This window comes from Streptococcus sp. ELY_90 (assembly GCF_058314475.1).
This window is the reverse complement of sequence record NZ_JBZFUJ010000004.1, coordinates 114,583-127,731: the sequence shown is the minus strand read 5'-3', so window position 1 is coordinate 127,731 and position 13,149 is coordinate 114,583. Positions and strand designations below refer to the sequence as shown.

Genomic DNA, 13,149 nt, shown 5'->3' with positions numbered 1-13,149 from the left:
GAATAGTAGTAGTGGAGGGTAAATGAATGTACAGTATAGAATTTACAAAAGAAGCTCTGCTGCCGCGGGAGCGCCTACTGACTTATGGTCCTGAAAGCCTCAGCAATCAGGAGCTGTTGGCGATTATACTAAGGACCGGTAACAGAAAAGACCATGTTTTAAATTTGTCCAACAACATTTTAGAGCGTTTGGACAGCATAGCTGATTTTCGCACCTTATCAATTGAGGAACTGCAGACGATTGCAGGTATCAGTCAGTTGAAGTCAATAGAAATCAAGGCCATTCTGGAATTTTCGAAGAGAATTAATCAATCAGAATATAGTTTTAAAGAACGCATTTTAAGCAGCGAACGCTTAGCAAAAGTCATGATGGCCGAACTGGGCGATAAAAGACAGGAACATCTGGTTGCCATTTATCTTGATACACAGAACCGTATTATCAAAAAGAAAATCATTTTTATCGGCAGCGTCAGGCGTTCTGTTGCCGAACCCAGGGAAATTCTGCACTATGCCTGCAAAAGTATGGCAACCTCGCTTATCGTTGTCCATAACCATCCTTCAGGTTCAACCTATCCCAGTGAAAATGACTTGGCGTTTACAGAAAAAATAAAACGATCCTGTGATGATTTAGGAATCGTTTTTTTGGATCATATTATAGTCGGGAAGAAGGAATATTACAGTTTCCGTGAAGAGACGGATCTTATTTAAAGTTCATTAACGACGTAGTCAAAAAGTTTTTGATCTTCTTCTCGTGACTCAAACAACAGTTCAGGGTGCCATTGAACCCCCAAAAAATTAATATCGGGATTAGTAGATGTTACTGCTTCAATAGTGTCATCAGCAGGATCATAGGCAATGACTTCTAAGTCATCGGCCAGCCGTTTGATGCTCTGATGATGAAAGGAATTAATAGAGGCAGAAGTACCGTAAATTTTTTCCAAGGCAGTATCAGCCTTTATCAGCATGTTTTGGCTGAGATAGTCACTCGGTTCGTCTTGCCAGTGGTCTTCTATATCTTGGTTGAGTGTTCCTCCCAAAGCAATATTCATCAGCTGTGTGCCCCTGCAGACAGAGAAAATCGGTTTTTCCTGTTTAATGGCTTCTTCAACAAGAGCAAATTCGAACAAATCACGCGCTAAATAAAAATCATCGTCGCTGGTATCCTTATCTTCCCCATAAAAAACAGGGTCGACATTTTGACCGCCTGTTAAAATAAGCTTGTCAACCATGGAAACATAAGATGCGGCAAGATCCGGCTCACTGACAGGAATCACGAGCGGAAGACCGCCGGCTTTCTGTACTCCCTTAACATAGCCGGATGGTGTATAGGACCACAGTATATCAGGAAATTTTGCGTGTGGTCTTTCATTACCCGAAATACCGATAATTGGTCTGGATTTGGTCATAGACCCTCCTTACTTTGTCAATTCTTCGAATTTTTTTCTTGATTCATAAAATATAATAGCGTCTGTAATTCGCTGGTTAAATCAACATACTGAGCAACAACTCCCTTTGGAAGTGACAGGTGAACCGGTGAAAAGCACAAAATTCCTTTGATACCGGCTTCAACCAACGTATCAGCAACTTCCTGGGCTTTGCTGCTGGGAACAGTCAAAATTGCTGTTTTAACATCTGTTCCGGCTAATTTTTCCTTGATACTGGAAATACCGTAAATGGGGACACCGTCATCAGTGAGCTGGCCAACCTGCTCATTGTCGTCGGTGTCAAAAGCCATAGCTATTTTCATCTTATTGCGCTCATGAAAACGATAATGGAGAAGAGCACGGCCGATATTGCCGACCCCGACAAGCAACACATTAGTCGTAGAAGTGTCGTTGAGAATATCTGCAAAAAAATTCATTAATTTTTTGACATCATAGCCAAAACCGCGGCGTCCCAGCTCGCCAAAATAAGAAAAATCACGGCGAACGGTTGCTGAATCAATACCAATCGCTTCAGCAATCTGCTTAGAGCTTGCCTTTTCAATATTTTCCGAATGGAATCGTTTAAAAATACGATAATAAAGTGATAGGCGCTTCGCTGTCGCTTTGGGAATAGATTTGTCAAGAGTAACCATACTTATCTCCTTTGCTATGTACTACTATTTTAAAAAAAGATTGTGAAAATTGCAACATCTTTTCTTTGAAGTGGGCATAAGTTTTTCTTATAAAAGGATTTCAGTTTTACTTATACACGTAAAAAGAAGGAAGCTGGAACTCCGAAAAGCTATCGAAGTTTCAGCCCACCCTCTCCCTTGTTTTATTAAAAATATGTTTTCAGCAGGCAGCAGAAGCACTGTGCTGAAGTCAGCTTAATTTTCCTTTTTCACAAAGATGTCACGCTCAGCCAAACTGTTCATCAAGAAATAAAACTTATCCTGGATGATTTGGTTTTTCTCGGATTTAAAGATATTAACGGGTCGCAGTCCGGATTTGTCTGTAATGGTCAGTTTAAAGCCGGTCAAATCTTTGTTAATGGTAATTTTCAGAGAAAAGCCGTCGCCGCTGTTGGGGACCTTTTCTAAAAGGCGGCTGAGTTCATAATTTCCCAGCTTGTTTTGAGTAAAGGCAGTGTCCCGCAGAGTGAATCTTTTTACGCTGGGACTGATGGTATAGCTGTATTTACAATCAGGTAAATTTACTGTTTTTTCAAAAGCCATTTTATTTTCCTACAATCTCCTTTATTTTTGCGGATAGAGCTTTGGCCTCATCTGGTTGGTTCAAATCTGAAAAACTGATACGAACAGATTCTTGCAGACGGGGGGACTCCGATCCGTATTTTGCTGCTAAAACATGACTGGGATCAACAGTGCCGGCTGTGCAGGCAGAACCTGTTGAAATCGCAAAACCAGCCAAATCTAACTGAGTCAGCAGAATTCCGTTGTTATATCCGGGAAATCCGATATTAATCACATAAGGCAAGGCATCTTCGTTTGAATTGAGATAATAATCAACTCCCTCTAAGCCCTCTAAGAATATCTTTTTGAGCTTGCTGACATCTTCCAGATGTTTTTGTTGATGAGCTTGGGCATCGACTAAAGCCTGCGTCAGACCTGCAATACTGATAAGATTTTCCGTGCTGGCCCGACGTTTTTCCTCCTGTTCACCGCCATGAAGGAGACTGTCAAAATGAAGATCATCAGCATAGAGGATGCCAACTCCTTTAGGACCGTGAAATTTGTGGGCAGAGGCTGACAGAAAATCAATGTTTAAATCCTTAGGATGAATAGGAATCTTGCCTGCAGCTTGGACAGCATCAACATGAAAGACAGCTTGATGGTCTTTAAGAAGGCTGCCGATCTCTTCGATTGGCAGCACATCTCCTGTTTCATTATTAGCAAACATAACCGATACTAAAACAGTGTCCTCACGCAAAGCATCTCTAACCTGCCGGGCAGAAATGCAGCCGTCAACAGGATTCAAATAGGTCACTTCAAAACCGAAACGCTTTTCCAAATAATGAAGACTGTTTAAAACAGAATGATGTTCAATAGCTGTTGAAATAATATGTTTTCCTTGATCCTGATGAGCAAGAGCATAACCTTTGAGTGCAGTGTTGTTGCTTTCTGTTCCGCCGGACGTAAAAATAATATTTCTTGATGGAACCTCAAACACCTGAGCAACACTTTGCCGGCATTCCCGCAGCAGTTTGCCGGCAGCCCTGCCGTAAGAGTGAATGCTGGAAGGATTGCCAAAGGTATCGGTCATCACTTCAGTCATAGCCTGAACAACAGAAGGTGTCAGAGGAGTAGTTGCAGCGTTATCAAAATAAATCAAATTTAGGATTCATCTCCTTTACGGTCATAAGCAAACAAAGGACTGACAGGCCGTCTTTCGTGAATACGGATAATGGCATCTGCAATCAGTTCGCTGGCAGAAAGATAATGCAAATTATCAGGTAACTTTTGATCAGTGTAAACAGAATCTGTAATCAAAATATCTTTAATTGGAGCAGCCTGCAAAATTTCTGTGGCTCCGCTGGCGAACAATCCATGGCTGGCGACAGCATAGATTTCAGTAGCGCCTCCGCGTTCAACGATTTTAGCAGACTCTGCAAATGTTTTTCCGGTATTTAGAATATCATCAATGAGAATGGCTTTCTTGCCTGCAACGTCACCGATAATATAACCTTCTTCACGCGAGGAATCATCATCCTGAGCGTAATCAATGATAGCAATCGGAGCATCCAAATACTGAGCTAAACTGCGGGCGCGCTTGATGCCTGAATTTTTAGGACTGACAACTACAATGTCCTCCCCATATAAACCCAATTTAGTATAATGTTCAGCAAACAAAGGAGTAGTGAACAGATTATCAACCGGAATATCAAAGAAGCCCTGTACCTGAACAGCGTGCAGGTCTAAGGTCAAAACACGGTCAACTCCGGCCTTAACCAGCATATTGGCTACTAATTTAGCAGTAATCGGTTCACGGGCAGCAGCAATGCGGTCCTGACGTGAGTAGCCAAAATAAGGGATAACAACATTGACGCTGTTAGCACTGGCACGTTTGCAGGCATCTACCATAATCAAGAGTTCCCAGAGATGGTCGTTAACAGGGTAGCTGGTAGATTGAATGACATAAATATCATCTCCCCGGACACTTTCTTCGATGTTAATCATAATCTCACCGTCAGAAAACTTGCGAGAAGACAATTTCCCTAACGGTAGTCCGGCAGCCTTAGAAATTTTTTCGGCGATGTCGGTGTTTGACGTTAGGGAAAAAAGTTTAATTTGTTTGTCGGCGTAACGTTCTGCCATGGTATTTTGGTGCTCCTTTACATTAGTATCTTTATTTTACCAAATATTATGAGAAATTTCAGGTGATTTTAATAATTTCTGCTCCTGAACTTTATTTTTTCGGCAGAGTCTGGCTGAAGCGAGCCACCTTGCTTTTGGCGTATTTGAACTGAATACGGTTCGTTTTGAGAAAAGTTTCAAAATCGGCCTTTCCTTTTTGAGCTTGGGAAACTTCCAGTTCGAGTTCATAGTCTTCAATCCCAGCATAACGATTATGATCCAAAGCCATCAGTCCGATTTTAGTGGCAATTTCACGGCGTACTGTTGTCAGACTTCCAAGAACTTTCAAATCATTTAAATCAATACCGGCTTGACAGATTAACTGTTTAATCTCACTGTCCGGGAGCTGTAGCTTGCAGATTATCTTTTCGGCTTCATCCAGCAGCAGCGTGTGATTATACTCCAAATTACCAACTTCTTGAGGTACTTTGAGAGTTAATTCAGCCTTATCAGCAAAGGTTCTGATACGCAGTGACATTTTATTGGCTTTTAAGTCAAAGTTATCCGTATCAAAGTAATAGTTTGTCTGTTTGATTGCTTCAATTTGCGGCATTTGGGCTTTGATACGATCAAATTCTTCTTTGGTCAGCAGCGTCTTATATTCAATTTCGAGATGATTCATTCTTTTTTCCTTTGTTAAGCGTATTATGGTATAATAAGATATTAGTTTAATTCTATAAAAAAGTCTAATTTTTGACAAGGAAGGAGGCAGCGTTTATGGACATGGACTGGGAGGAATTTCTGGATCCTTATATTCAGGCAGTAGGAGAATTAAAGATTAAATTCAGAGGAATCCGCAAACAGTTTCGTAAGCAAAACCGCCATTCGCCAATCGAATTTGTGACCGGTCGTGTCAAACCGATTGAAAGCATCAAAGAAAAAATGGCTTTGCGTGGAATAAGGCGGGAAAATCTTGCTCAGGATATGCAGGATATCGCAGGCCTGCGAATCATGGTTCAGTTTGTCGATGACGTTGATGATGTATTGGAGCTTCTGCGTCAGCGCAAAGATATGAAAATCGTACAGGAAAGGGATTATATCAATAATTTAAAGCCCAGCGGCTACCGGTCCTATCATGTTGTTATTGAGTATCCGGTTGATACCATCAGCGGTCAGAAAATTATCCTCGCTGAGATTCAAATCAGAACACTGGCCATGAATTTTTGGGCGACTATTGAACATTCTCTGAATTATAAATACCATGGAGAATTTCCGGATGATATCAAAAAGCGTTTAGAGCTGACTGCCAAAATTGCTTTTCAGCTGGATGAAGAAATGCGGCAGATCCGCGATGATATTAAAGAAGCTCAGCTATTATTTGATGCGGAAAAAAGAAAACTAAATGATGGTGTAGGAAATAGTGATGACACAGATGAACTTTACCGATAAGATAACGAAAGTTGCCATAATCGCAAATGGAAAATATCAAAGCAAGAGAGTCGCAAGCAAGCTCTTTTCGGCATTAAGAGATGATGATGATTTTTATCTGACTAAGAAAAATCCCGATATCGTTATTACTATCGGCGGAGACGGTATGCTTTTGTCCGCTTTTCACATGTATGAAAAGCATCTGGATACTGTTCGCTTTGTCGGTATCCATACAGGACATTTGGGCTTTTATACGGATTATCGCGATTTTGAAGTTGATAAATTGCTGGATAATCTGCATTCAGATAAGGGCGAGAAGGTTTCTTACCCGATTTTAAAAGTTACACTTACGTTAAGTGACGGTCGTCAGCTGACTTCCAGGGCTCTTAATGAGGCAACGATTAAAAGATTTGAAAAAACAATGGTCGCAGATGTCATCATTAACCATGTTCAGTTTGAACGCTTTCGCGGAGACGGTATCTCAGTTTCGACACCAACCGGCAGCACTGCCTACAATAAATCTTTAGGCGGAGCTGTCTTGCATCCGACCATCGAAGCATTACAGCTGACAGAAATCTCCAGTCTCAACAACCGTGTTTTCAGAACCTTGGGAAGTTCTATTATTGTTCCTAAGAAGGATAAGATCGAAATTATTCCGAAACGCTTGGGATCCTACATCCTGTCTGTCGATAATAAAACCTATACGCACCGAAATGTTGCTAAGATTGAGTATGAAATTGATCATAAGACAATCAGCTTTGTTGCAACGCCAAGCCATACCAGCTTTTGGGAGCGGGTTAAGGATTCTTTCATCGGAGACTGCGATTCATGAGATTTGAATTTGCTGCCGATCGGCAGACAAAGGTTAAGACATTTTTAAAAGGTCATGACATCTCCAAAGCTTTGCTGGCTAAAATTAAATTCAAAGGCGGTTCTATACTGGTCAACGGCAAAGAAGAAAATGCCATTTATCTGCTCAGCAAAGGAGATCAAGTCGTCATTGATATTCCTGATGAAGAATCTCATGACAGTTTGAAACCAATCAAACACGACCTTAATATTGTTCATGAGGATGATCATTTTTTAATTTTAGATAAACCGGCTGGCTATGCCAGCATTCCCAGCATACTGCATTCAAATACCATGGCCAATTTTGTTAAGGGCTACTATCTGGAAAATAACTACCCAAATAAACAGATTCACATTGTCACTAGGCTGGATAAAGACACGAGCGGACTCATGCTGTTTGCCAAACACGGTTATGCTCACGCGCGGATGGACAAACAGCTTCAGAGAAAAAGCATCGAAAAACGCTATTATGCCCTGGTATCCGGCCACGGAAAGCTCTCTGAAAAGGGGGAGATTATTGCGCCTATCGCCAGAAATGATAGCAGTATTATTACACGGTGTGTCCATCCTTCCGGCAAATATGCACATACCAGCTATGAAATTATAGCAAGTTATGGAGATGTCCACTTAGTCGATATCCGCCTGCATACCGGCCGCACCCATCAGATACGTGTCCATTTTGCCCATATCGGTTTTCCTCTTTTAGGTGATGATCTGTACGGCGGTGATATGAGTTATGGCCTCAAAAGACAAGCGCTTCACTGTCATTACCTGGCCTTTGAAGATCCTTTTTCAAAAGAACACAAGGAGTACAATAGTTTCTTGACAGATGACTTTGATAGCGTTATCATAGATTTAAAAAATAGATAGAGGGTTTATATAATGAGTATTCGTTCTTTATTTGGCGGTTTGCGGGAAAAAATTGTTGGTAAAAATATCAAAATCGTCTTCCCGGAAGGAAATGATGAGCGCGTTGTGCGTGCAGCTGCCCGCCTTAAATTTGAAGGTTTGGTTGAGCCGATTATTTTGGGAAATGAAGCTGATGTCCGCGGCCTGCTGACAAAACTGGGCTTTGCTGATCAAAATTATACGGTTATCAATCCTGAGGATTATCCCGATTTCGAAAAGATGAAAGAAGAATTTGTGGAAATTCGCAAAGGGAAAGCAACGCTTGAAGATGCTGACAAACTTCTTAAAGACGTTAACTATTTTGGTGTTATGCTGGTCAAGCTAGGCTTAGCTGACGGCATGGTATCAGGGGCTGTTCATTCGACGGCTGATACTGTTCGTCCGGCTCTGCAAATTGTCAAAACCAAACCGGGAATTTCACGGACGTCAGGTGTTTTCCTGATGAACCGCGAAAACACTGAACAGCGTTTAATTTTTGCCGACTGTGCCATCAATATTGATCCTAATGAGCAGGAATTAGCTGAGATTGCTGTCAATACAGCGGATACAGCAAAAATTTTTGACATCGACCCTAAAATTGCTATGCTCAGCTTTTCAACCAAGGGAAGTGCTAAGGCACCTCAGGTGGAAAAAGTTCAAGAAGCAACCCGTATTGCTAAGGAACTTCGTCCGGACATTGCGCTGGACGGCGAACTTCAGTTTGATGCAGCATTTGTGCCTGATACAGCAGCCATCAAAGCGCCGGGCAGTGATGTTGCAGGACATGCCAATGTTTTCATTTTTCCGGATTTGCAATCTGGCAATATCGGCTATAAGATTGCTCAGCGTTTGGGAATGTTTGAAGCCATCGGACCGATTCTGCAAGGGCTTAACAGTCCGGTAAATGATCTTTCGCGAGGCTCCAGTGCTGAGGATATTTATAAACTTGCTATCATTACCGCTGCACAGACTATTGAAAATGATTAATGACATAAAAAGTGAGACAAAGCAGTTGTTTCACTTTTTTTATGTGAGCTTTAATCCATTTTGAACTTTTAACTGCAAACAAATAAACCACCCGTTTGATGGGTGGCTATGATCTAATCTATTTTTTTCCAAAAGCGCTGCTGAATATAATAATGAAGTATTCCCAATACTGCAAGTGAAAGCAGCGTCAGTCCGATTCCTACCCCTAAAACAGATGTTTTTAAAGAAACGATAACAGCTAAAGCAACTAAGAAACCGCCAAAAATCAAACTGCCAAAAACGATTCCTATATAGAGCCATTGTCCGCCTCCTCTTGAAAACAGCTGTGCTACGTTTTGCCAATTGAGGGTTAAAAGACGGTAGTCGCGCCAATACATCAATTCACCGATAACAACGGTTGACAGTACCATTCCGAAAAGAAAGCTCAATAGCAAAGCCAAGGGAACTTTCAGTACAGTAAGTCCTAAAACAAAGTAAATCAAAATCGGCAAGCTGAGTTGCATGAAGACAAGGCAGTAGAATTTTTGCCGCAAAAAACGCTTAAAAGAAATGGGTAAGGTTTTTATAAAGGTATAGTTATTTTTTTCTAAGGAAATACCGACTCCTAAAAAGCTGCTGGGGCTGGCAGTGAAGTTTCCCAAAATACTACCGATGAGCAGTGCAACACCAAAGAAACGTGAATCAAGGTTTGCCATGAAAGAATCTCCCGAAGAAAGGTTAGGACCGATAAAAGCCACAGCAAAGACTAAGGGCATCAAATAGTTCTCAACAATCAGGGGTGCATTTTTAAGCGTATTTAAATGATGTTTGATCAGTGTTTGTCTGAGGCTGCCGTTGGATGTCTTCTTGGAGATTTTTCTTTCCGCCGGCTGAGTTGTCTGAATGGATAAGAATTGTCTGAAATAATTGGAGATAATGCTGCGCCAAATGAAGACTAAGAGGATAGCAGTTATGGCAATACCCAGCCAAAAGTTTAAGAGACTGGCTGTTGAAAAAGGAGAGCGGATAACATCGTAGAATCCTCTAAAATAAGGAAGATCTGCCATTTCAGCAACGCTGCCGCTTTCGTTCACTGAATTGCTGGTAAACTGCAGGTAAAATATAGTCCCTACCGCAGCTACCGTTGAAATGACCATAAGTACTGTCGAAATCGTTTTTTTATGTGAACTTTTGACCAAAACCTGTCCGATAAAATAGATTAAAATAATACTGATTGTATTGATGGCAAGCAGCAAAATCAAAAAATTAATAATAACTGCAGCAGCAGTAACTATCACAGAGTGGGTAAGCTGCCAGTAAGTGATGGCAAAAAGGGAAACCACCGGCATAAGAAACGGCAGATACCCACCCTGAGAGGAAATGAGTTTAGCAAAATAAACCTCTTTTTCCTTAACCGGCAGCGGAAGATAGAGTTTTGTATCATCGCTATCATAAAAGACGGCAAACAGCATCGAAAATTCTGAAATGACAGCAACAATGCTAAAAAGGGCTACCTGAAAAGAAAAGTATCCGCTCGCTTTAGAATAATCGATAACCAAAAAGAGGCTAAGGTAGATTAATAAAAACAAGACAACCAATAAAATCTGCTGAAACAGAACTGTTTTGTAAGCCGAAAAGTGTTTGTCAGGATACTTTTCCCGTTTTTTCTGTATATTGGTTAAAGTTTGAGGATTAGAATAAAGGATATTGATTTTGATCATTTCCCAGATATTTCTGTAGTTCATAGCTCATCACCTGCCTTTGAGCTGTCTTTGCGTCCGGCTAATTGCAGGTAGATACTTTCCAGGTCTTGATCCAGGTAATTGGCTTTTAATTCATCCAAAGTCCCGACAAAAATGAGTTTTCCCTGACGCAAAATGCCAATACGGTCGCAGAGCTGTTCAGCAACAGAGAGAACATGGGTTGAAAAAAGGACAGTATTTCCCTTATGAGCATGCTCTTTCATCATTTCCTTTAAATCAAATGAAGCCTGAGGATCAAGTCCGGTCAGCGGTTCATCTAAAATCCAGATATCAGGGTTAGGAATAAGAGCACCGATAACAACTGCTTTCTGACGCATCCCGTGAGAAAAGCTCTCAATCGTTTCAAAGCGCCGGTCAAAAATATCGAAGAGACCGGCCAGCTTAGCAATGCGGTCCTCAGCAGTTTTAGAGTCTACACCATAAATTTTCGCCAAAAACAGCCAGTATTCCTGTGCTGTCAGATTAAGGAAGATGTCAGGAGAATCAGGTACATAGGCGATTCGCCTTTTAATGTCATCACGATGATCTGTCAATTTTAAATCATCAACAAAAATATCACCGTAGCTGGCATTGATAATCGATGTCAGCATATTGATGGTAGTTGTTTTACCGGCACCGTTATGACCGATTAGACCGAAAATTTCACCGTTTTCAATCGTCAGGTTCAAATCGCTCAATGCTCGGGTCTCCCCATATAGTTTGGAAACATGTTCAAATCTAATCATAAAAATCCCTCCTTAATTACAAACTATTATACTACTAAAGTCATACAAACGAAACCCCTATTTTTGAAAAAATGCAGCAAAGATTTCCAAGCACTGATATTTTCCCAGAAAAAAGGTATAATATGCTATGACAAGACTAAAAAATAAAGGAGATTGAAAATGGCAGAAGTAGTATTGATTACAGGCGCTTCAGCGGGATTTGGCAAGGCAATGGCTGAAACCTTTGTCAAAGAAGGATATCGTGTTATTGGGGCCGCCAGACGTCTGGAAAAGTTAAACGACCTTAAAACAGTCCTAGGAGAAAATTTTTATCCCTTACAAATGGATATGACAGATACAGCATCTATCGATAAGGCTTTGGCAAGCCTTCCTCAAGAATGGTCGCAAATTGAACTTTTAATCAACAATGCCGGTTTAGCATTGGGGCTTGATAAAGCTTACGAAGCTAATTTCAAAGACTGGGAGACAATGATTGCTACCAATATTATCGGTTTAACTTATTTGACACGCCAAGTATTGCCGGCTATGGTAGAGCGAAAATCAGGCTATATCATCAACATCGGATCGATTGCCGGAACCTATCCATATCCCGGCGGAAATGTTTACGGGGCCAGCAAAGCCTTTGTCAAACAATTCAGCCTTAATCTCCGGGCAGACCTGGCCGGAACCAAGGTGCGTGTCACCAATATCGAACCCGGTCTTTGCGGCGGAACAGAATTTTCAAATGTGCGCTTTAAAGGGGATGATGAGCGTGCCGATCAGCTCTATCAAGGTGCTCACAGTATTCAGCCGGAGGACATAGCAAATACTGTTCTCTGGGTTTATCAGCAGCCTAAACACATCAATATTAACCGCATTGAAATGATGCCAACATCACAAAGTTTTGGCCCTCAGCCGGTTGACAGAGATTTGAATTAGAAAGAAGCGTCTTAATCCTTATGGAGGAATCAGAAAATATCAATCTTTTATTCGCGATTAATGACCGATTTGTAGATCAATTTAAGGTGACCCTTTATTCTTTATATATCAACAGCTCTTGCAAGCAGCTGACGGTTTATATTCTGCAAAAGGGACTTTTGGACAGACATGACGAGATTGCAGCCTTTTGCCGTCGGCTGGGAATTGCTTATCAACCGATTGTGATCAGCAAAGATGACTTTAAAGACGCTCCAGTCAGCGATCGCTATCCCGAAACGATTTATTACCGGCTCTTGGCCCAGGAATATCTTCCTCAGCACCTGTCAAGAATTCTTTATTTAGACGCTGATATCCTTTGCCTTAATGACATTGTTTCTCTTTACCGGATGGAAATGGGGAGCAATTTATACGCTGCCGCCAGCCATGTATCAGATAAAGGTATAACAGATATTGTAAATAAGCTGCGCTTAAATAATTTTGAGGCAGAAAGTTATTTCAATACCGGCGTTTTACTGATGAACTTAGAGAAGTGCCGTCAGCAAATAGACCGTCAGGTCATTATGGATTATATCGCTAAAAAAGGAAGAACCTTGCTTTTGCCTGATCAAGATGTTCTCAATGCCCTGTACGGCTCACAAACAAGCCAAATTCCGGATGAAATCTACAATTACGACGCCAGATACAATATCATTTATTTCACCCGCAGTCTGGGAGAATGGGATCTTGACTGGGTTATCAAAAACACCGTTTTCCTGCATTTCTGCGGTAAAGACAAACCTTGGAACAAAGACTATAAAAGCCGCTATGCAGCCTTGTATAAACATTATCAGCATAAAGTCGCCATGTTAGAAAAAGAAAACTGATTTTTCAAAACA

General features: G+C 41.1%; 15 protein-coding genes. 7 read left to right on the top strand and 8 right to left on the bottom strand.

The genetic code is table 11. The features are described 5' to 3' along the window. The first annotated feature begins 26 nt into the window (after nt 1–26). A complete protein-coding gene (gene radC, locus AC4HAF_RS03985; protein ID WP_491090433.1) occupies nt 27–707 on the top strand; it encodes a RadC family protein in 681 nt (226 codons plus the stop codon). Here radC and AC4HAF_RS03980 read toward each other — a convergent pair. The 6 genes from AC4HAF_RS03980 to AC4HAF_RS03955 form a co-directional block, all read right to left on the bottom strand. Further along, the gene (locus AC4HAF_RS03980) at nt 704–1,405 is read right to left on the bottom strand and encodes a gamma-glutamyl-gamma-aminobutyrate hydrolase family protein (protein ID WP_491096760.1); all 702 of its coding nucleotides are present in this window, start codon (nt 1,403–1,405) and stop codon (nt 704–706) included. The two genes, radC and AC4HAF_RS03980, sit on opposite strands and share 4 nt — an antisense overlap. A gap of 17 nt (nt 1,406–1,422) precedes the next feature. Continuing rightward, nucleotides 1,423–2,076 (bottom strand): redox-sensing transcriptional repressor Rex, encoded by a 654-nt coding sequence (locus AC4HAF_RS03975; RefSeq protein WP_491090435.1) that lies wholly within the window; start codon nt 2,074–2,076, stop codon nt 1,423–1,425. A gap of 234 nt (nt 2,077–2,310) precedes the next feature. Beyond that, nucleotides 2,311–2,658 (bottom strand): DUF1831 domain-containing protein, encoded by a 348-nt coding sequence (locus AC4HAF_RS03970; RefSeq protein ID WP_491090437.1) that lies wholly within the window; start codon nt 2,656–2,658, stop codon nt 2,311–2,313. 1 nt (nt 2,659) lies between these two features. Further along, complete coding sequence (locus AC4HAF_RS03965) at nt 2,660–3,775, bottom strand: cysteine desulfurase family protein (RefSeq protein WP_491096759.1); 1,116 nt, start codon at nt 3,773–3,775, stop codon at nt 2,660–2,662. Nucleotides 3,776–3,777: 2 nt separating this feature from the next. Further along, nucleotides 3,778–4,758 (bottom strand): ribose-phosphate diphosphokinase, encoded by a 981-nt coding sequence (locus tag AC4HAF_RS03960; RefSeq protein WP_491090441.1) that lies wholly within the window; start codon nt 4,756–4,758, stop codon nt 3,778–3,780. Between the two features lie 91 nt (nt 4,759–4,849). After that, nucleotides 4,850–5,419 carry a CYTH domain-containing protein gene (locus AC4HAF_RS03955; RefSeq protein ID WP_491096758.1) on the bottom strand — a complete coding sequence of 190 codons (570 nt, stop codon included), beginning with the start codon at nt 5,417–5,419 and terminating at the stop codon, nt 4,850–4,852. Between the two features lie 101 nt (nt 5,420–5,520). On the opposite strand from AC4HAF_RS03955, the gene yjbM reads away from it, so the two are divergent. The 4 genes from yjbM to pta are packed head-to-tail and all read left to right on the top strand — an operon-like array spanning nt 5,521 to nt 8,889. Continuing rightward, a complete protein-coding gene (yjbM, locus tag AC4HAF_RS03950) occupies nt 5,521–6,186 on the top strand; it encodes a GTP diphosphokinase (protein ID WP_491090444.1) in 666 nt (221 codons plus the stop codon). After that, a complete protein-coding gene (locus AC4HAF_RS03945; RefSeq protein WP_491090446.1) occupies nt 6,161–6,997 on the top strand; it encodes an NAD kinase in 837 nt (278 codons plus the stop codon). Before yjbM ends, AC4HAF_RS03945 begins: the two co-directional genes overlap by 26 nt. Then, nucleotides 6,994–7,884: an RluA family pseudouridine synthase gene (locus AC4HAF_RS03940; protein ID WP_491096757.1), complete on the top strand. Its 891-nt coding sequence runs from the start codon at nt 6,994–6,996 to the stop codon at nt 7,882–7,884. Before AC4HAF_RS03945 ends, AC4HAF_RS03940 begins: the two co-directional genes overlap by 4 nt. A gap of 12 nt (nt 7,885–7,896) precedes the next feature. Further along, on the top strand, nt 7,897–8,889 hold the full coding sequence (pta, locus tag AC4HAF_RS03935; RefSeq protein ID WP_491096756.1) for a phosphate acetyltransferase: 993 nt from the start codon (nt 7,897–7,899) through the stop codon (nt 8,887–8,889). 113 nt (nt 8,890–9,002) lie between these two features. On the opposite strand, the gene AC4HAF_RS03930 is transcribed toward pta, so the two are convergent. After that, entirely contained in the window at nt 9,003–10,613 is a 1,611-nt protein-coding gene (locus AC4HAF_RS03930) for an ABC transporter permease (RefSeq protein WP_491096755.1), read from the bottom strand. Next, nucleotides 10,610–11,356 (bottom strand): ABC transporter ATP-binding protein, encoded by a 747-nt coding sequence (locus AC4HAF_RS03925; protein WP_491096754.1) that lies wholly within the window; start codon nt 11,354–11,356, stop codon nt 10,610–10,612. Before AC4HAF_RS03925 ends, AC4HAF_RS03930 begins: the two co-directional genes overlap by 4 nt. Before the next feature lie 159 nt (nt 11,357–11,515). Between AC4HAF_RS03925 and AC4HAF_RS03920 the strand changes: the two genes are divergently transcribed. Together AC4HAF_RS03920 and AC4HAF_RS03915 are read left to right on the top strand one after the other, a co-directional pair. Further along, nucleotides 11,516–12,274, top strand: a complete 759-nt coding sequence (locus AC4HAF_RS03920; protein WP_491096753.1) for an SDR family oxidoreductase — start codon at nt 11,516–11,518, stop codon at nt 12,272–12,274. Nucleotides 12,275–12,294: 20 nt separating this feature from the next. Further along, a complete protein-coding gene (locus tag AC4HAF_RS03915) occupies nt 12,295–13,137 on the top strand; it encodes a glycosyltransferase family 8 protein (RefSeq protein WP_491096752.1) in 843 nt (280 codons plus the stop codon). The last annotated feature ends 12 nt before the right edge of the window (nt 13,138–13,149 follow it).

Excerpts from the sequence above, each read along its gene's own strand:
- AC4HAF_RS03930 (WP_491096755.1), bottom strand. The coding sequence starts at position 10,613 with ATGAACTACAGAAATATCTGGGAAATGATCAAAATCAATATCCTTTAT.
- AC4HAF_RS03915 (WP_491096752.1), top strand. The coding sequence starts at position 12,295 with ATGGAGGAATCAGAAAATATCAATCTTTTATTCGCGATTAATGACCGA.
- AC4HAF_RS03940 (WP_491096757.1), top strand. The coding sequence starts at position 6,994 with ATGAGATTTGAATTTGCTGCCGATCGGCAGACAAAGGTTAAGACATTT.
- radC (WP_491090433.1), top strand. The coding sequence starts at position 27 with ATGTACAGTATAGAATTTACAAAAGAAGCTCTGCTGCCGCGGGAGCGC.
- pta (WP_491096756.1), top strand. The coding sequence starts at position 7,897 with ATGAGTATTCGTTCTTTATTTGGCGGTTTGCGGGAAAAAATTGTTGGT.
- AC4HAF_RS03925 (WP_491096754.1), bottom strand. The coding sequence starts at position 11,356 with ATGATTAGATTTGAACATGTTTCCAAACTATATGGGGAGACCCGAGCA.
- yjbM (WP_491090444.1), top strand. The coding sequence starts at position 5,521 with ATGGACTGGGAGGAATTTCTGGATCCTTATATTCAGGCAGTAGGAGAA.
- AC4HAF_RS03980 (WP_491096760.1), bottom strand. The coding sequence starts at position 1,405 with ATGACCAAATCCAGACCAATTATCGGTATTTCGGGTAATGAAAGACCA.
- AC4HAF_RS03955 (WP_491096758.1), bottom strand. The coding sequence starts at position 5,419 with ATGAATCATCTCGAAATTGAATATAAGACGCTGCTGACCAAAGAAGAA.
- AC4HAF_RS03920 (WP_491096753.1), top strand. The coding sequence starts at position 11,516 with ATGGCAGAAGTAGTATTGATTACAGGCGCTTCAGCGGGATTTGGCAAG.
- AC4HAF_RS03970 (WP_491090437.1), bottom strand. The coding sequence starts at position 2,658 with ATGGCTTTTGAAAAAACAGTAAATTTACCTGATTGTAAATACAGCTAT.
- AC4HAF_RS03945 (WP_491090446.1), top strand. The coding sequence starts at position 6,161 with ATGACACAGATGAACTTTACCGATAAGATAACGAAAGTTGCCATAATC.
- AC4HAF_RS03975 (WP_491090435.1), bottom strand. The coding sequence starts at position 2,076 with ATGGTTACTCTTGACAAATCTATTCCCAAAGCGACAGCGAAGCGCCTA.
- AC4HAF_RS03960 (WP_491090441.1), bottom strand. The coding sequence starts at position 4,758 with ATGGCAGAACGTTACGCCGACAAACAAATTAAACTTTTTTCCCTAACG.